This window comes from Pseudomonas lactucae, from assembly GCF_036688725.1.
Classification (GTDB): Bacteria; Pseudomonadota; Gammaproteobacteria; order Pseudomonadales; family Pseudomonadaceae; genus Aquipseudomonas; species Aquipseudomonas lactucae.
This window is the reverse complement of sequence record NZ_JAQQPT010000039.1, coordinates 1-18086: the sequence shown is the minus strand read 5'-3', so window position 1 is coordinate 18086 and position 18086 is coordinate 1. Positions and strand designations below refer to the sequence as shown.

At 56.0% G+C, this 18086-nt stretch carries 20 protein-coding genes and 1 tRNA gene; 8 read left to right on the top strand and 13 right to left on the bottom strand.

What is annotated here, in order from left to right; translation table 11 throughout:
- Positions 1–116: 116 nt before the first annotated feature.
- From gabT to V6M90_RS29810, 10 genes are all read right to left on the bottom strand, one after another.
- The gene (gabT, locus tag V6M90_RS29855; protein WP_003170951.1) at positions 117–1394 is read right to left on the bottom strand and encodes a 4-aminobutyrate--2-oxoglutarate transaminase; all 1278 of its coding nucleotides are present in this window, start codon (positions 1392–1394) and stop codon (positions 117–119) included.
- A gap of 183 nt (positions 1395–1577) precedes the next feature.
- Positions 1578–3020 carry an NADP-dependent succinate-semialdehyde dehydrogenase gene (gene gabD / locus V6M90_RS29850; RefSeq protein ID WP_078822846.1) on the bottom strand — a complete coding sequence of 481 codons (1443 nt, stop codon included), beginning with the start codon at positions 3018–3020 and terminating at the stop codon, positions 1578–1580.
- A 294-nt stretch (positions 3021–3314) separates the two neighbouring features.
- Positions 3315–3629, bottom strand: a complete 315-nt coding sequence (locus V6M90_RS29845) for a RebB family R body protein (protein ID WP_078731054.1) — start codon at positions 3627–3629, stop codon at positions 3315–3317.
- Between the two features lie 50 nt (positions 3630–3679).
- Positions 3680–3994, bottom strand: coding sequence for a RebB family R body protein (locus V6M90_RS29840; protein WP_078731053.1), 315 nt, complete (start codon positions 3992–3994; stop codon positions 3680–3682).
- 82 nt (positions 3995–4076) lie between these two features.
- Positions 4077–4418, bottom strand: coding sequence for a hypothetical protein (locus V6M90_RS29835; RefSeq protein WP_332847655.1), 342 nt, complete (start codon positions 4416–4418; stop codon positions 4077–4079).
- Between the two features lie 16 nt (positions 4419–4434).
- Positions 4435–5073, bottom strand: a complete 639-nt coding sequence (locus V6M90_RS29830) for a hypothetical protein (protein ID WP_305428219.1) — start codon at positions 5071–5073, stop codon at positions 4435–4437.
- A gap of 82 nt (positions 5074–5155) precedes the next feature.
- A complete protein-coding gene (locus V6M90_RS29825) occupies positions 5156–5722 on the bottom strand; it encodes a hypothetical protein (protein WP_332847654.1) in 567 nt (188 codons plus the stop codon).
- Between the two features lie 19 nt (positions 5723–5741).
- Positions 5742–5969, bottom strand: a complete 228-nt coding sequence (locus V6M90_RS29820; protein ID WP_003187543.1) for a RebB family R body protein — start codon at positions 5967–5969, stop codon at positions 5742–5744.
- 103 nt (positions 5970–6072) lie between these two features.
- On the bottom strand, positions 6073–6615 hold the full coding sequence (locus tag V6M90_RS29815; RefSeq protein ID WP_305428218.1) for an RNA polymerase sigma factor: 543 nt from the start codon (positions 6613–6615) through the stop codon (positions 6073–6075).
- Positions 6616–6702: 87 nt separating this feature from the next.
- A complete protein-coding gene (locus V6M90_RS29810; RefSeq protein ID WP_078822844.1) occupies positions 6703–7419 on the bottom strand; it encodes a Crp/Fnr family transcriptional regulator in 717 nt (238 codons plus the stop codon).
- Between the two features lie 196 nt (positions 7420–7615).
- Here V6M90_RS29810 and V6M90_RS29805 point away from each other — a divergent pair.
- The 8 genes from V6M90_RS29805 to V6M90_RS29770 all read left to right on the top strand — a co-directional run bounded on the left by V6M90_RS29805 (position 7616) and on the right by V6M90_RS29770 (position 15179).
- Positions 7616–7692: transfer RNA gene (locus V6M90_RS29805), tRNA-Arg, on the top strand.
- Between the two features lie 167 nt (positions 7693–7859).
- A complete protein-coding gene (locus tag V6M90_RS29800) occupies positions 7860–9095 on the top strand; it encodes a tyrosine-type recombinase/integrase (protein ID WP_332847653.1) in 1236 nt (411 codons plus the stop codon).
- Between the two features lie 555 nt (positions 9096–9650).
- Positions 9651–9968, top strand: coding sequence for a helix-turn-helix transcriptional regulator (locus V6M90_RS29795; RefSeq protein WP_332847652.1), 318 nt, complete (start codon positions 9651–9653; stop codon positions 9966–9968).
- Complete coding sequence (locus tag V6M90_RS29790) at positions 9965–10270, top strand: hypothetical protein (protein WP_332847651.1); 306 nt, start codon at positions 9965–9967, stop codon at positions 10268–10270. Before V6M90_RS29795 ends, V6M90_RS29790 begins: the two co-directional genes overlap by 4 nt.
- A 529-nt stretch (positions 10271–10799) precedes the next feature.
- A complete protein-coding gene (locus tag V6M90_RS29785; protein WP_305432132.1) occupies positions 10800–11084 on the top strand; it encodes a hypothetical protein in 285 nt (94 codons plus the stop codon).
- Entirely contained in the window at positions 11081–11353 is a 273-nt protein-coding gene (locus tag V6M90_RS29780) for a DUF3077 domain-containing protein (protein WP_332847650.1), read from the top strand. Before V6M90_RS29785 ends, V6M90_RS29780 begins: the two co-directional genes overlap by 4 nt.
- On the top strand, positions 11350–14238 hold the full coding sequence (locus tag V6M90_RS29775; RefSeq protein WP_332847649.1) for a DUF927 domain-containing protein: 2889 nt from the start codon (positions 11350–11352) through the stop codon (positions 14236–14238). The genes V6M90_RS29780 and V6M90_RS29775 overlap by 4 nt, the downstream gene beginning before the upstream one ends.
- Before the next feature lie 98 nt (positions 14239–14336).
- A complete protein-coding gene (locus tag V6M90_RS29770) occupies positions 14337–15179 on the top strand; it encodes a chromosome segregation protein SMC (protein WP_332847648.1) in 843 nt (280 codons plus the stop codon).
- A 143-nt stretch (positions 15180–15322) separates the two neighbouring features.
- Here V6M90_RS29770 and V6M90_RS29765 read toward each other — a convergent pair whose 3' ends face one another.
- The 3 genes from V6M90_RS29765 to V6M90_RS29755 are packed head-to-tail and all read right to left on the bottom strand — an operon-like array spanning position 15323 to position 17767.
- On the bottom strand, positions 15323–16000 hold the full coding sequence (locus V6M90_RS29765) for a hypothetical protein (protein WP_332847647.1): 678 nt from the start codon (positions 15998–16000) through the stop codon (positions 15323–15325).
- The gene (locus tag V6M90_RS29760; protein ID WP_332847646.1) at positions 15979–16839 is read right to left on the bottom strand and encodes a nucleotidyl transferase AbiEii/AbiGii toxin family protein; all 861 of its coding nucleotides are present in this window, start codon (positions 16837–16839) and stop codon (positions 15979–15981) included. The genes V6M90_RS29765 and V6M90_RS29760 overlap by 22 nt, the downstream gene beginning before the upstream one ends.
- Positions 16823–17767 carry a type IV toxin-antitoxin system AbiEi family antitoxin domain-containing protein gene (locus tag V6M90_RS29755; RefSeq protein ID WP_332847645.1) on the bottom strand — a complete coding sequence of 315 codons (945 nt, stop codon included), beginning with the start codon at positions 17765–17767 and terminating at the stop codon, positions 16823–16825. Before V6M90_RS29755 ends, V6M90_RS29760 begins: the two co-directional genes overlap by 17 nt.
- Positions 17768–18086 lie beyond the last annotated feature (319 nt).

The window sequence follows — 18086 nt, the reverse complement described above, 5'->3', positions numbered from 1 at the left end:
GAAAAATGCTCCGTATCTTTCGATACGGAGCATTTTCTTCGAGCGCTGCGCAGATTGCTAGGTTTTCACACAGCCTGGCGAGGCGGGTTTTTTGTGTCGATCAGGTCTACGTCCGCTTACAGCTCGGAGAAGCACTCTTCGATGATCGCCAAGCCTTTGTCCAGCTGCTCGTCCGGCGAGGTCAGCGGCACCAGTACGCGCAACACGTTGCCGTAGGTACCGCACGACAGCAGGATCAGACCCTTGTCACGCGCCTTGGCCACCACGGAGGCAACCGCCGCCGCGTTTGGCTTGTGGCTGTCGCCATCTTCGAACAGCTCGAGCGCGATCATCGCGCCCAGGGCACGCACTTCGCCGATCACCGGGTACTTGGCCTGGATGGCCTTGAGGCCGGTGACCAGACGCTCGCCAACCGCCTTGCAGCGGTCCAGCAGGTGCTCTTCCTCGAAAACTTCCATCACCGCCAGCGCAGCGGCGCAGGCGATCGGGCTACCGGCGTAGGTGCCGCCCAGGCCACCTGGGGCAATGGCGTCCATGTATTCAGCCTTGCCGCACACACCGGCCAGTGGGAAGCCGCCGGCGATGGACTTGGCGAAGGTGGTCAGGTCGGCGCTGACGCCCATCTGTTCCATGGCGAAGAAGGTCCCGGTACGGCCGGCACCGGTTTGCACTTCGTCGGCGATCAGCAGGATGCCGTGCTTGTCGCACAGTTCGCGCAGGCGCTTCATGAAGGACTTGGGCGCGACGTAGAAACCGCCTTCGCCCTGTACCGGCTCGATGATGATCGCAGCGATATCACGCGGCTCGGCATCGTTCTTGAAGATGCGTTCGATGCTGGCGATGGCGTCGTCGTCGCTCACGCCGTGCAGTTCGTTCGGGTACAGCGCGCGGAAGATACCGCCTGGCATCAGGCCCATGCCGGCCGAGTAAGGCACGACTTTGCCGGTGAGGCCCAGGGTCATCATGGTGCGGCCGTGATAGGCACCGGTGAAGGCGATAACGCCGGCACGACCCGTGGCGGCACGGGCGATCTTCACGGCGTTTTCGACGGCTTCGGAACCGGTGGTGACCAGCAGGGTTTTCTTGGCGAAATCACCCGGGACCTTGGCGTTGATTTTCTCGCACAGTTCCACGTAAGGCTCGTAGGCCAGTACCTGGAAGCAGGTGTGAGTCAGCTTGTTCAGTTGCTCGGTCACGGCCGCGATGATTTTCGGGTGCACGTGGCCGGTGTTCAGCACGGCGATACCGCCGGCGAAGTCGATGAACTCACGACCTTCAACGTCGGTCACGGTGGCGTTCTTCGCGGATTCGGCGAAGATCGGGTGAATCTGGCCAACACCGCGCGGTACAGCGGCTTCGCGGCGTTTCATCAGGGAAGCGTTGGTCTTGCTCATAAAGTCCTCATTCGCCACTCATCGGGTGGCGTGGTTCAAGGAATACGTGGCGGGGAGGCAACTGCGACAGCATGCGATGATCGACTGCCACAGCGTTCCCGGCCACTACGAATAACAGGGTGAAACACACAACGGGTCAGCGCTCTCGTGCCCGTTGCGTTTACAGCCATGCCAAACCGGGGCTTAGATGCCCAGGCAGAGGTATTTGATTTCCAGGTAATCCTCGATCCCGTACTTGGAACCTTCACGGCCCAGGCCCGAAGCCTTGATGCCGCCGAACGGCGCCACTTCGTTGGAGATCAACCCGGTGTTGACGCCGACCATGCCGTATTCCAGGGCTTCGGCCACACGGAAGACACGGCCCAGGTCACGCGCATAGAAGTACGAGGCCAGGCCGAACTCGGTGTCGTTGGACATCGCGATCACTTCGGCTTCGTCTTTGAAACGGAACAGCGGCGCCAGTGGGCCAAAGGTTTCTTCCTTGGCGACTGCAGCGTTCTTCGGCACGTTGGTGAGGATAGTCGGTTCGAAGAAGTTGCCTTCCATCACCTTGCCACCGGCCAGCAGCGTAGCGCCTTTGCTCAGCGCATCGGCGATGTGCTCCTGAACCTTGGCCACGGCTTTCTCGTCGATCAACGGGCCGGTGGTGGTGCCGTCTTCCAGACCGTTGCCGATCTTGAGCTTGGCCACCGCGACTTTCAGCTTCTCGGCGAACGCGTCGTACACCGAATCCTGGATGTACAGACGGTTGGCGCAGACGCAGGTCTGGCCGTTGTTGCGGTACTTGGAAATGATCGCGCCCTCGACGGCCTTATCCAGGTCGGCGTCGTCGAACACGATGAACGGCGCGTTGCCGCCCAGTTCCAGGGAAACTTTCTTGATGTCCTTGGCGCATTCGGCCATCAACTGGCGACCGATTTCGGTCGAGCCGGTGAAGGACAACTTACGCACGATCGGGTTGCTGGTCAGCTCGCCGCCGATGTCGCCGGCACTGCCGGTGACCACGCTCAGCACGCCTTTGGGGATACCGGCACGGTGCGCCAGCTCAACCAGGGCCAGGGCCGAGAACGGGGTTTGCGAGGCTGGCTTGATCACCATGGTGCAACCGGCGGCCAGGGCCGGGCCGGCTTTACGGGTGATCATCGCAGCGGGGAAGTTCCACGGGGTGATCGCAGCAGTCACGCCGATCGGCTGCTTGATCACGATCAGGCGCTTGTCGGGCTGGTGGCCGGGAATCACATCACCGTAGATGCGCTTGGCCTCTTCGGCGAACCACTCGATAAAGGACGCGGCGTAGACAATTTCGCCCTTGGCTTCAGCCAGCGGCTTGCCTTGTTCGAGGGTCATCAGGCGACCAAGATCGTCCTGGTTTTCGATCAGCAGTTCGAACCAACGGCGCAGCTTGTTGGCGCGCTCCTTGGCAGTCAGTGCGCGCCAGGCCGGCAGCGCCTTGTCGGCGGCTTCGATGGCACGGCGGGTTTCCGCGGCGCCCATCTTCGGCACGGTGCCGAGAATCTCGCCCGTGGCCGGGTTATTGACCTTGATGGTCTGACCATTGTCCGCATCGACCCAAGCGCCATCGATAAAGGCTTGTTGGCGGAACAACTGGGAATCTTTGAGCTGCATGTCGGCTTTCCTTAACAGCACCGCGCGCACGCGGAGCGAATTAGAGTTGTTGAAAGGCGCCTTGTGGGCTGCCGTCAGGGAAATCAGCCTCGGTGCGCAAGATCAATACAGCGCGCACGGGAGACAGAGCGTTTGAAATCTCAAACGAATCCTAGGATCAATGGGGGTACAGGGCAATAGTCTGTTCGAAAAAAAGAACGAAAACGGCGCATTTCGCGGGTGTTTCGGATCAAGCGCATAAACGACGACACCCCCGGCGCCTGGTGGGCACCGGGGGTGTCGGGATGTTGCGATTTACGATTGGAACGATTTGAGGATGGTCAACAGACTGGTCAGGTTGTCGGCCACGCCGCCCTGGGCGACTTTTTCGGTGGCGGCGGCGCCTGCCGTGGTGTCAACGCTGTAGATCTGCATCACGCCCTGGTTGGTGGCCGCCTGTGCCAGGGTGTTTTGCTGTTGCTGGGCCGAGACCGAGTTCTGGAACAGGATCGCAGTGGCCTGGCCCATGGATTGGTAGATCGTGCTCATGGCCATCGCGGGCGATTCGGCTACGACCTTGACGTTGGTCTGGGTGACGGCGTCGGTGATTTGCGGGCTGACTGTGCTCATGGTTGAAACTCCTGGTTTGAAAAAGAACAACATCCGTTATCGCTCAGTGCTTAAGACTGGAAGGACTTGAGCACGGTCAACAGGCTGGTGAGGTTATCCGACACGCCGCCCTGGGCGACTTTTTCGGTGGCCGCCGCGCCCGCGGTGGTATCGACGCTGTAGATCTGCATCACGCCCTGGTTGGTGGCCGCCTGGGCCAAGGTGTTTTGCTGCTGCTGCGCCGACACAGCGTTCTGAAACAGAATCGCCGTGGCCTGCGCCATCGATTGGTAGATGGTACTCATCGCCATCGCGGGCGATTCGGCGACTACTTTGACGTTGGTCTGGGTGACCGCGTCGGTAATTTGTTCGCTGACAGATGCCATGATTAATTTCCTTATTGAGTACACGGTGCATTCCGTGTTCATGAATGAACGTTGCGAAACGGCGGCTGTGAAGCCCAAGCGTTCAGGATTTGCCGGCCTGGGCCAGGGCCGCTTCAATCTGCTTGATCAGTGCCGCGATCAGGCCCTGCACCTCCTTGCGTTGCGCATCATGATCCGGCGCCACGCCATCCAGCACTTGGCGCAATGCGGCCTCACGCTGCTTGGCAGCCGTCATGAGCGCCTGCTCGTTGGCTTTCGACTGTTCAAGCACCTGAGTTGCGCGCTTGAGGGTTTCGTCGACGATGGCTTGCGGCGTTCCGGCGAATATCTGCGGGTTGCGCAGCAATGCCTCCAGCCGTTGACGGTCAGCGCCGGACAAGACTGGCGGGGGCAATGGCTGAGCGGCTTCAGGTTTCGGGCGCAAGGGCGCGCTGGCGCCGCTAAAGCCGCACCTCATTATTGTCCTGCCAAAAACCGGCGAAATAGAAGTTATCGTCGTTGTCGCAACTTGAGGCGAGCTCCCACGGTGTCATGACGGTGGCACGTGTATCGAAGATCGGCGCCGGGACCGGCACCAGGTTGGCACTCGTGTAAAGGCTGCCTACCTCATAGGCGTTGGCCACAAATTGCGAGCAGAACGCGGCATTGCCGATTGACACCGATTCATTGATACGCGCCATAAGACCGGGCTCATAGCTCGACAGCTTGAAAATCGACAGCATTGCATTCCACTTGCTGTATCGACCCGAGATGTCCTTGCTGGCCACATCGCCATAAAACTGGTCGGCGGCATAGGCGGCAGCCCCGGCGAGCTTGGCGTTCTTGCACGTGAACACCATGGCCCCGCGAGGTACAGCCTCAGTGGTCAGGTCGGTGACTTGAATGCCACCGCCAACACTTTCCACAACATGGGTGGCGTCGATGGCAATGGCCGCGTGCACCACCGGCACATTGGGATCGCCGGTTCCGAAAATCTTGGCTTTAAGCCATTGCCCCGCCTGAATGAATGCACGGGGAATGCTGGTGGACAGCTTGTCGTCCACTTGTGCCACTGAAAAAACAATATCTCCAGGCTGCATGATGTCGCTCCTCACTTAAGAAAAGTTGCTTTCAAGTTGCTGTTGCACCGCTCCAGAAGAACTCTGGAACGCTGTGCTCGGTTCAGGCCGCTGGCGCGGCCCGGTTAGCCAAGGTGTCGGCGTACTTGGCGATGCTCTGGTCGATCTTGTCGATGGCCACGCTGGCCGCCTCGGCTTCCATCGCCCCGGCGGCGGCGGCCACGGCGGCAGCGGCGCCCACCAGCAAGTCGGTGGCCAACGCGCCCAGCGCGTCCTCGGCGGCAGCCGGCAGGTTGTCCTTGACGATGTTCTCGGTCATTTGCTGCAGCAGCACGGCCTGGGCCGCCAGCGCGATCTTGCTGACCCCATCGAAATACCCTGCCGCCGCCTGCGCCACCAGCCCCGCCGCCTGGCTGATCATCATGTCGGCCGGCACTGCAATCTGCGCCGGGGCATAGGCAAAGTTCTGCGCATTCGTAAATTGCACGGCCTGCACAATCTGACTGTTGAGGGCCGCCGTGCTGTCGGACGAGGGCGTGCTCGCCTGGGTCATCAGATGCTTGTTCATCATCTCCATGACGGAAGGCCGGGCAGGCGCGGAGGGTGTGGACGTGGAGGTTGCAGGTGTCGGCGCATCGTCGGGTTTTTTATTGCTGTTGAATGGCCACATGATCAAATTCCCTCAGGCCTCAGCCTTTTTCGCCAATCTGCATGATCAGCGCCACAGCCTTGGAGATCACGGCGTTGGAAATCTGGTTCATTGCCTGCTGGCTGTTGACCGCGTTCTGCAACGACAGGCCCGCCGCGCTGCTGGCCACCTGGTACAGCGACGCGATGGCCTGGGCCGGCGCCTCCGCCACCACCTTGACGTTGGTTTGGGTTACCGCGTCGGTGATCTGGCTATTGACCTCTGTCATACATCTCTCCTTGATGGCATTCACCCCGGCATGGGCGTGGATGGTGGCGGCGTGACGCGCTCATACAACTAGAACGCCCCACGCCGGCGTCTGTGAATCACATTCAGCGCAAGGCGCTGCGCAGCAGTTGTACACGTTTGCGCACTAGCGGCAGCTTGACCTGCAGTTCGGCGGCAATTTGCGGATACGGCAGGTCGTCGATAAAGCGCATCTCGAACAAACGCTGCTGCACAATCGGCAACTGCGCTACCTGCGCCTCGATCTGTTCAAGGCGCTCATACCACTCCACCCGCTCCAGCACCGACGCGCAGGGGGCGGCGAGTGCGGCCAGGTGATCGTGCTCAAGATCGATGGAGTCATCGAACAGCCGCCCCTGGCGCTTACTGCGCCGCAGACTGTCGAGAAACACATGCTCAAGCACCAGAAACAAAAAACCTTCGGGGTCGCGAATGCGCTCCGGAGAACGCCGAAAAAACAGCAGCGCCTTGATGGCCGTGGCCGATAACCACTCCTGCGCCGGGTCCAGATTGCCCTTGGCACGCCGCAACGCGCGGCACTTGAGCTCGGTGTAAACTGCGCGCCAACTCGCTTCGAACAAGCGGTCATCAGCGCCCCATTGATCCTTGAACTGAACAGTCATCCCCATCGCAAGCACTCCTGTGCATCCTTGATGAAGGGTCAGTCTGCGAGGACTCGACAAGGGGACGCTGTTACCTGGGGAACATCGCAGCGACTAATTCAAGGCAAATGCCTTGCGGCGCAAATGCTCCAGATCGTTGATCACCATCCGCTCCAGATTGCCGCTGATCACGCCGTTGCGGCGCCATAATTGCAATTGAACATTGAGCTTGGGCCGACTGGTGTTGAGCATCGACGCCAACACCCCCTGGCTGGCGGGTAACGACACGCTGGGCAGGGTTAGGGCCAGGTCAATATCGCCCATATTCGCCAACAAAAACCGCGCCAGTCGCGACTCCAAGCGATACAGACACACCAACTCCAGCAACTCGATGGCATGCAGCAAACGCACCATCATCAGCATCAACAGGCGCCGCAGAAATACCGGTTCTTCAAACAACAGCGCAAAGTGTCGACTTCCCAGTTGCAGCAAGCGCGTCGGGCCACTGGCAAAGGTCGAAGATTCGCGGCCATGGTCCTTGATCAATGCCGTCTCCCCCACGACCTGCCCAACGCCCGAACTGCCGATGATCTGCTCCCGACCGTCCGGGCCGTGCACCACCGAGTAAATCCGGCCCTCCACCACCAACGCGATAAATTCGAGAGTGTCGTCCTTGAAATAGAGGAGTTCACGATCATCCAGCGTGCGCTCCACCATATGGGTGGCGACGTAACGCAAAAGGTGCTCCGGCATACCCCGAAACAAATCGGAGCGAGCGAGCAGGGTTTGTCTCAACGGGAGATCGAGCATCACGGTTCCTTTGGAATGCATGCGTTCACCTGGGGAATTGCGGCGTTGAAGCGGTTCTAAAGCCACAAGAGCAAAGCAAACAAAGGGACGTACGGCACAATCAGTTGTGAAAGAAGATGGCTATTAGCTATCTTTTACCGGAAACAGCCTAGCGTTGGTGGCCAAAACGCCAGAATGGACGCCCATGGTCGACATGGGTATGATGTCGCCCGCACAAGCATCCGTAGCTCAGCTGGATAGAGTACTGCCCTCCGAAGGCAGGGGTCGTGGGTTCGAATCCCGCCGGGTGCACCATATAGCAGTCTCGGGCTGTCTCAGACAGTATACGAAACGCCCAAAGAAGCCCGCCCCGTGCGGGCTTTCTTGTTTCTGGCTATCCATCCCTGTCTACCCCTATAACTTCCCGCCGTGTATGCCCACGTGTATGCTTTGAGATTCCTATAACTGGAGGCATACATGAAGTGAAGCGCACTGAAATCAAACGCCGCCCCTTAGCAGACACCACACTTGCCGGCCTGGAGCCGGAGAACGCTACGTATCGTGAGCAGGATGGGAATGGCCTGTACTTCCGGGTGAAACCTAACGGGCAAAAATCGTGGGAGCTGCGCTACAAAAAGCCAGACGGGAAATGGTCGTGGCTGGGCCTCGGCGGCTACCCCGATATCAGTGGCTCATTGGCAAGACAGAAAGCAGCTCAACTGCGGGAAGACGCATCGACCGGCAAAAATCCATTGGTGAGCAAGCAAGCTCGCAAGGTTGCCGACCAGGTTGCTGCCAACAACAGTTTTGAGGCGTTAGGCCGTGAGTGGTTTGAAGCCAGACGCACAAGCTGGGAAGCAGGTACGTCTCGACGAGTACTGGGAGCGCTGGAGCTTCATGTGTTCCCTGTCTTCGGCAAGCGGGTGTACACAGAAATATTGCCTCTGGAGTGGATGGAGTTTCTACGTGGCATGGAGCAGAAGGGGATCATTGAACAAATGGGCCGAGTTCGTGCCTTTTGCAAAGAGATCTATGACCTGGCCCGCGTAACAGGACGAGCCGTCCACAACCCCCTTGAAGGTCTCAGCAAATTCCTGCAATCACGTAGCGCTGAAAACTATGCACACGTTTCGATTGAAGAACTGCCTGCGCTACTTCGAGCGATCAACTCCTACCCTCACTCAAAGGACGTTCGTATAGGGCTTCGCTTGCTTTCCTTATTGGCATCGCGCCCGAGCGAGATCCGAGAAGCACGCTGGTCAGAAATCGATCTCTCCAAAAAGCTATGGACGATCCCAGCCGAGCGAATGAAACGTCGTCGCGAACATGTGGTGCCCCTCTCTCGACAGGCGGTCGAAGCACTCACTGAGTTACGAACACTTACAGGCGCGTACCCTCTCCTATTTCCAGGCAGGAAAGACAGGACAATCCCCCGTAGTAACACCGTCTTTTTAATGGCGCTTCGCAGACTGGGATATGCCGGTCGGCAAACAGGCCACGGCTTTCGTCACATCGCGAGCACCATACTCAATGAGCAGGGTTTCGATGAGAATCACATTGAGGCCCAACTCTCTCATGCAAAGGAGGGTATTGCCGGGGTCTATAACAAAGCGGTGTACCTGCCTCAACGTAGAGTGATGATGCAGTGGTACGCCGATCACCTAGATGCCTTAGTGAGTGGAAATGTAGTGCAGGGCCAATTTGGAAAGGCAGTATGAGAGCACATACCCACCTCCCTCCAAAACCGGTGTAACGGGTGTTACTCGTGTAACGCCACTCGCCGAGTACCCGGATTCATTGGCCTTCACGCCCGTTACACAGTTGAGCGACATAGCGTACATCCGATGTAACGCAGCACCAACGTGTAACGCAAAAGTCAGCGCTCACGTGCTGCGGGCGGGCGTTTTTCGCCCGAGCCTACCAAGCGACCTTCGCTGGCTCCGCCCTTCAAGCGCAGGGCGTGGGGTTTTCGATTACACAGCGCCTGAGACACTTGGCAATGACTGATCGCTTAAACGTATTGCATTCGGCGCTAAGCAGCTGCCTGCTCAAATCTCTCTCAGCGCAACCGCTTTATCATCTCCGCCGTGGACCGGTCGCTGACGCCTGCCACCTGATCGACCAGTGCTAACTGCGCAATTACTAAACCCCCGCGTTCACCCTGCGTTGCCCCCATATTGACTACACATTGGCCGGTCTAGGGGAAAAGTAGTTTTCTTCATCTAGATAAATGTATAGATAGATACCCCTGTATCCATAACCAGGGGTTATCCATGAACGATCATAACTGCAAGTCCGCAAATCCCACCGAAATCCGCTTTTACGAAACAAGCGATCTGAACGCCAAGCGAACCAGTCATTTTGCCGCAGATCCTTCAGCAATTCTGATCCGCATGCCGGAAGTAATGGCCATAGTTGGGCTAGCGCGCCCAACGATTTACAAACTAATGCAGCAAGCAAATAGCAGCTTCCCACTGCCAGTAAAACTTAGCGCTAGTAACGCCCGTAGTGCTCCCGTCGCATGGGTACTTGCTGAAGTTTTAGATTGGACGCGTGCCCGAATTGCGGATCGCGACAGGGTGGCGGCATGAAAAATCGAGCAGCCAACAACGCCATTTTGCAGCCCTTTTCTGTACTCAGAACAGTCGGATTCTCATCACGCGGTATGCAGCGTTTTGAACGTTATCGCACAGAGCAAAAACGCCTGAATCGGGACGTGATGGTGATGCGATGGAGAGATGGCATCTGGTGCGCATTATCAGTTCCCTGCCAGGCCCCCGAAGCAATCATCGTCGACGAAGGCCAACAAATCGACGCCTACGAGGACGCGCGCGCCTGCCTCGAAGGCGACCTGTTGCCTTTTGTCTCCCTGCGCTGGGAAATCCATGCCTGAAACAAAAACGCCCCCGGCGGCAACCGGAGGCGTTGAGGTAAATCTACATGCCTGATCAATTTATGCCGCATCGAAAAAATCCGCAAGCGATGCACACAGTTGCACTTTCAAAAAACGGACGTTACTCTCTGGTCGTCGCTGCAAATTCAGCGACCGGGTGTAGGAACCCGCAAAGGTACAGGCGCACCAGCGCCCAATTCACAATTGCAGGCGTTTTTTTTCGCCTGCAATCAAGTGTCATGGCGGCTGTGTGCGGGCAGGCTTCGGCCTGGCCGGGTTCCTGTATCTCCGGTATTCCTACCCCGCACATAGCTGCCACCCAATCCCGTAGGAAGGATCGTGGCAGCTCTCAAAAAGATATGGGAGCTCCACACATGCACGCCATCAATCCGTCCAAAATTCGCGCCGCTGCTCATCGAGCAATGGCTCTCGCCGCTTTACACGCCAACTCCAGCCTCGCTACACGCCTTTCCCGTTACAACGCCCATATGTCCAAGGCGAGAGCGCTGGAAGCCGTAGGGGGTGCCAAATGAGCATGCTCCCAGGCTTTGCACTGCCCGAGGATCTCCTCTGCGTCAGCCAAGACGCCGAAGCAGGTCTGCCTATCGACGCCATCACCTGTGCGCTCGACCGTGCCGACTCCGTTCTCATGCTGCTGGAAGACCACTTAGACGGGGATAAACCCCTGCTCTCCAACCGCGTGCTGTCGTCCGTTATTTGGGACGTGCGCGGCACCTTGGGTTTGATCAAAACACTCACCATGTACGGTGATGCCTCCTCTGTGCCGATGAGTCAGAAAGGCGGTGCACTGTGACCCACTCCAGCACGCGTGGACGCTTCGAGTTTTTCCCTGCCAACGGTAACGGCCAAAACCTGTTTCGGGTGAATGCCGGTATCCCGCTGGAATACGCACTTGAAGCCGTCTCCCAAATTCTGCACCACGCCAATCAACTGATCCTCGACGCCGCCAACAGCGATGCGGGCGAGCGTTTTAGTTGGCCTGTGTTCTACCTCAGCGAGATGGCCAAAGCGCTGATCGACGACGTGAACGAGGCGTTGCTTGAGTCGAGGACAGCACCATGACTCAGCGCACCGGCAACACTTCAAAACGCCCCAGCTTTGCCGACGTAAAAAGCGCAGCCCTGAAGAACATCGACCGCGTGCTTGCTCACTGGCTGCCAAACGGCAAACGTGTTGATGGCGGCAAGGAATACACCGCACCGAATCCCACGCGCACGGACAAACGTGCGGGCTCACTCAAGGTCAATTTGAGCAAAGGCACCTGGGCGGATTTTGCCACCGGCGATAAGGGCGGCGACCTGATCGACCTGGTGCGTTACATCGACGGCGGCACGGACGTTGAAGCCTGCAAAAAGCTGGCGGATCTGCTCAGTGTTTCCGCTGGCTCAGCGACCGCCAAAACCGCCCCGGCCAAGTGCGCAACACCAGAGTGGATCGCGATTCAACCGATCCCGGCCGAGGCCATGAACAAGTGCCCGGCCAAACACCGGCAACACGGCGCCCCGTCCAAGGTGTGGATCTATCGCGATGCGCAGGGCCAACCGGTCATGGCGTTGTATCGCTTCGACTTGGGCCCCGATGAAGACGGCAAACCACGAAAGGTCTTTGCGCCGTTGACCTGGTGCAAGCGCTCCGATGGACAAACCACACAATGGCGCTGGCAAGGATTGCCCGAGCCTCGGCCTCTGCTACGCCTGGATGAACTGGCACAGCACACCGACGCGCCTGTGGTGTTGTGTGAGGGTGAAAAAGCCGCTGACGCTGCCGCTGAACTGATGCCCGACTACGTCGCCACCTGCTGGCCGAACGGCTCCAACTCTTGGCACAAGGCCGACCTGACACCACTCAAACGGCGCACGGTGGTGCTCTGGCCGGATAACGATGCCAGCGGCAAGGCCTGCATGGACGCCATTGAGCTGAAGCTGGTTGAGCTGGGCGCCGCGTCAGTCCAACGAATCTCGCTCGACGTGTTCAAGCTCAAGCCCAGCAGCAAAGGCGGAGAGCCCACGCTCATCAAGGGTGGAAAATGGGCAGACGGCGACGATGCAGCGGATGCGTTAGCCAAAGGCTGGACAGCTGCCCACGTCGCCGAGCTGGTGCGCAGCGGTGAGTTTTTCGGCAGTGCCGCTGAGCCAACTGAACCTCAAGAAAAGAAAGCCAAGGCGCCCGCCAAACGCCCCGCGAAATCGAAAAATGACCTATTGCCGGGCGGCTTTCGCCTGACGTCTGAAGGGGTGTTTTATTCCGGCGATGATGGCGAGGCGCGTCCTGTGTGCTCGCCTCTCGAAATCATCGCCCGTACTCGCGACGACAAGGGCCACAACTGGGGTTTGTTGGTCGAGTTCGATGACCCGGACGGCGCCAAAAAGCGCTGGAACATTCCGGCCCGAACCATGACTGGCGACTTCGGCAAGGACGTACTCGGTCCACTGGTAGACATGGGCCTGCGCCTCGCGGGAAGCCGATCTGGACGCAACGCACGCAATGACCTGCAGAGTTACCTCGGTGGCTTCGACAGCGCCCAGCGCGCACGCTTGGTGACGCGCTTGGGTTGGCACGACAAGGCGTTTCTATTGCCCGAACAACAGATTGGTTCGCACGCCGAACATCTGCATTTTTATGAGGCCGGCGCACAGTTGCCGCCGATCAGCGAGGCGGGTTCTCTGGAGCAATGGCAGCAACAAATCGGCGCTCTATGCGTTGGTAACCATCGCTTGGCATTTGTCGTCTCTGTGGCCTTTGCAGGGCCTCTGTTGAACCTGCTGGGACATGAGTCGGGCGGGTTTCATCTCTACGGCGACAGTTCCGGGGGCAAGACTACCCATCTGCAAGTTGCCGCATCGGTTTATGGCGGGCCGCGCCTGGTGCGTTCGTGGCGCTCGACAGATAACGCCCTGGAGTCCATCGCAGCCGCCCATTCAGACGGACTCCTGGTGCTGGATGAAATTGGCATGTGTGACCCACGCATTATTGGCGAGACGGTTTACATGCTCGGTAACGGCACCGGTAAGGCCCGGGCGAATGATCGAGGACAAGCGGGCCGACAGGTACAGGAGTGGCGCTTGCTGTTTCTCTCTACCGGCGAGAAGACATTGGCGCAGCACATGGCGGATGCAAACAAGGAGCTGAAAGCGGGCATGGAGGTGCGCATGCTTGCGGTGCCAGCGGATGCCAGCAAGGGCCTCGGCATGTTCGATGTGCTGAACGATTTTGAAGACGCAGCCGCCCTCTCCGATGCGCTCAAGGCCCGTGTAGGCAAATACTACGGCACGCCCCTCACCGCCTTCCTAAACGCGCTGTGTGCGCCTGGAGAAATGCTCAGATGGTCGGTGATCGTTCGCCGCACGGTTGAACAGTTCATAACCCAAAACTTGCCCGCTTCAGCTAGTGGTCAAGCACAGCGTGCAGCACTTCGCTTTGGCCTGGCAGCAGCGGCCGGAGAGTTGGCCACCGCCTTCGGGGTCACCGGTTGGCCTGACGGTACGGCCACGACTGCTGCACGGGTTTGCCTGCATGCTTGGCTGGCCGAACGCGGCGGCGCCGGTAATTTCGAGGGCGATGCGATTTTGGCGCGACTGAGACAGGTCATCGAGCGCTTTGGAGAAAGCCGCTTTACCCGCTGGGAATCTGCCGCCGCCAAGATCGATGAGCACGGCCCACGCACAATTGATCGACTGGGCTTTCGCAAGACCCTGGAACACGGCATGGGCGACGCCCTGCACACCACCAACACCTACTACGTACTGCCGGAAGCCTGGAGGGCCGAAATCTTCAAGGGCATGAACATCAGTGCAGTGAACAAGGAGCTGCTGCAACGAGGCGTGCTGGAGCCGTCCAGCGACGGCAAGGCGTCGAGTCTAGTTCGGTTACCCGGTCTGGGTCAGCAACGCTGCTACATCGTGAAGACGATTCCAGGCACGGAAAAGAGCGAGGCCGGGGCTGCCTGACGGCATGCCTGCTGACCGAGGTAGCGCCGGCTCATTACCGGCCTCGCCAGCCATTCGACAACCATCCCTATCAACCGCAGTACCCAGAGACAATTCAGATGAACACTATCCAAGAACTGAAAGACCGCCGCGACACACTGACCCTCGAAATGGAGAACATTCAGCGCGACCTGGCGCCCTTCGAAGAAGCGCTGGAAAGCCCGGAGGTTATCCAGCAAGGCCGTCAACGGGCAGTGCAGGATGAAATCAACGATCACAAAAGACGTATCGACTCGCGAAATCTCGAGATCAGCATACTGAACCAGAAGATTGACCGCATTGAGACATTGGCGAACCGTGAGAGCTTGGCTGCCGGCTATCTCAGCGATATGGCGAACTGGAAAGCCGACGAGATGGAACTCAACGAAAAGAGCAGCAGCATCGAGACCCGGCTGCAGCAGGTCCGCCAGAGCGATCAGGAAGACATGGCAAAAGCTCGACAAGCTGAGACGAATGCAGCGACCGCCTATGCGCAGGCTGTCGCTTGGGGCGATGTGGAAGGTGAGAAAGCCGCTAATGCGGAAGCTCAAAAGGCAGCAAAAAACCTCACGATTGCGGTTGAGCATCATCGTCGTCAACAACTGCTGATCACCGCGCTGGAACAAGAGCTGGTAACGATTGATCAGCACATCACGGAGGCGCAAAAAGAACATGCCAAGATTGAAAAAGAAGCAGCACATCTGGCAAACACGGTGTTAGAAGAAAAGTGGAACGAGGCCGCGAAAGCGCTGCTGGAAACTGGCGGTAAGTTGTGGGCTGCACGCAACCTGATTAATCGAGACCCGGTTGCATTGATGAAGCTAGATATCCCTGAACAGGGCGAGCGCTTTGGAAGCTGGACCTGGCAAGAACTCGCAGATCGCTCACATCAGCACAGTCTACTTGACCTGTTGGCCGCTTAAATTAGACCTTCCCCGAAGCAGCCTGCGAGAAACAGGTTGTTTCGGGCATACCAAGGTTCTCCGCATGAACAAGCAACCACAGAACAGCGCAAACATGCCTAATTACCTAATCCCCACAGTACTGACAACACATAAACCGAGCTTTATTTTATGTCAAAATCAAAACTAACTATGCATGCCGTATAATTATCTGAAGCACCAGTAAGATTATTAGAAAAATCTTCAATCGAAAGAACACCCGACATCAAATCCATGAGAGCTGATTGATTTAAGTGCTCCCAGAAACCATCGCTACATAATAAATATTTACCTTCCTTGCATGCATTTAATATAACTCCTTGCGCAGCATGTACGGGTTCGGGAAATTTTAAGAACTTATTCAACACGCGTCTTGCAGGATGTTTCTTGACCAATTCAGCTACTCTGGTTGATTCTATACCGAGAGCTGTCAGATCATCCCACGCGCTAGTGTGATCTAACGTCAATAGCTCCCCATATTCAGAGTAAGCTCTACAATCTCCCAAGTTACTTAGAGACAAACCTCCATCGATTTTTGCTATGCAAACAACGGACATCTTTATACAGAAGTCAACATTAATTCGTCCTAGCAATTCACTTGCGGAGGAAATTCCATTTATAGAAAACCCTTTCATTTGAGCTGCAAAACGCTCAACGTCATGCTGCCTACAACCATACGCATCAACGACCAAAACTGCATGAAAGCCATCTTGACCTTGAAATTCAATAACGCAATCTAAATTCTCAAGACGCCCACCTTTACCACAAATCTCGGAAACTATCATTTTCCAAAGAGCTCCCAAGGCAGGCTCTTATAGAAGTCCGATATCCGTTTATACGACTCTTCAAAATCCGGGAGCACCTTGACAGTTGCCTGCAAGTCACCGTACCGCTCGAACGACCTCTCCTTAATACGAGGATCGTCAAGTCCCGCTGCGTTTAGAAACTTATCTAAATCCTTCCCCACACTCTTTCGAAGCAACGAATCAAGGATTTTATATCTATCATCATCCGTTGGCTCTTCAATAGTAGTGAGCAGGTAATTCACATCATATATATCTTGCTCGCGATTCCTTTCTCTTACAACTTGCTGGAGTATCGACCTATACTTTTCAGCAAGCAAATCAAAAATACCATAAACCTTTAGCTGCCCATCATCGACTTCCAAAATTTCGCAATTGTAAGTTTTCTCATTAAAACTATAGTCAATACTTATTAAATTTGTGCCCCCTTTATTCTCCAATCTCTTCATTTGAGCTTGATCGTTTTTATAGGCATAAGCCACTTTCAACTTCACTGTTGGAAAAGTACCCTCCGCCTTAGGTTGGATTTTGTATGACTGTAACTTACACTTCATGCCATAAGCCAGTTCTGCTTCTGCGACATCAAGCGAATCATTAAATTCCCCTATAAACTCCTCAAGGCTAATTTCAGACAGTCGCAACTCCGTAGAAAAATCTATGTCCGTTGTGTATCTACTACTTTTATATCTCAACCCTAAGAGGGCACCTCCTTTCATAACCATCCTAGCGCTTAGCTCATCGCTTCCAGATATTGCCTTCAATATCAGGTGAGTTGCCTGCCGGATGCCTCTTTGATCCAGAGGGGCCGCTTTAACCCATTGTTCAATTTCCATTTCCATATTTTTTTGCCATATCCACATTCAAAGATAATGACCAATCTTCATCGTATTCCGATGCAAACGGCCTATTCGGGCTTAGTACCTTAGAACTACCTCGGGTTTTGCTTGACTCTAAACGAAGAACTTCGAGCTTTGAACTTTTTATGCCGACCATTTTGTCCAGCACAAAACCGGTTCGAGCCCGATCTATTTTCCGGCCATATTTTTCAAGCGCCGAGATTATCAATGAAGAGTATTTTTTTCCATGTTCCAAAAAAATCTCCAGAACATGCTCCTCACCTCCACTTTTTGAGGGATCCCTCAACATGTCGATAAACGTTTTTCCAATTGTGGAAATCCTAAGTGGCGACCCGCTAACTTCTAGAGGCTCCACATAATGTGTCTCGCTGCTAATAACTACCGGCCTCCCATCAAGTTTTATATTCCTAGGATATTTAGCCGTAAAGTTTCTTAGATCGAACAAATGAGTGTCATCTATATCAACCTGCTCTACTGCACGATGACGCCAATCAGCAGGTGAACATGTCGTATAGTAAATATCTACAGGGATTTTATCGGTCAGCCCATGCCACTCCATCGCGCTTAAATGCGATATATAGCCGTATGGATAGAGAGCACATAAGGTTTCCTGCGGAGTGTACTCACGCTTCCCCTTGATCACATAACACTCTTGGAGCTGACTTGCCAGGAAGGGACTGTACTCAGCCTCAATTGGGCTTAGCACGCCTGATCGCTGAAGTTTGTGGATATTATTTTCATAGTCCTTAGGAGCAGCGTATTGCTTGCGAATTTGTTGGATTCGCTCGCCCTTATAACTTTTATCCAGATAGAACTTGAAAATCTGGAGAGCTATTTTTTCCTTAGTAATAACAGAATAAGGATAATCCTCAAGAACCCACGACGTTAAAGCCTCTTCGATAAAAATCATTTTTACTCCGACGTATCAACCTGTGCCGTGTATACGTCCTAAGGACGTATACACGGCACAGGCTCTAATGTCAAGCAAAGCCTTTGTGCGCGAGCAATGCAGCCTTGCCAATATGATCTACCAATAAAATAAATCCTAAGGATTTATTTTATTGGTATAGGCACTGCTTGTCAATAGGCTAGCACGAACCTTAGAGAACCTTAGAGAACCTTAGAGAACCTTAGAGAACCTTAGAGAACCGGAGAGAACCGGAGAGAACCGGAGAGAACCGGAGAGAACCGGAGAGAACCGGAGAGAACCGGAGAGAACCGGAGAGAAC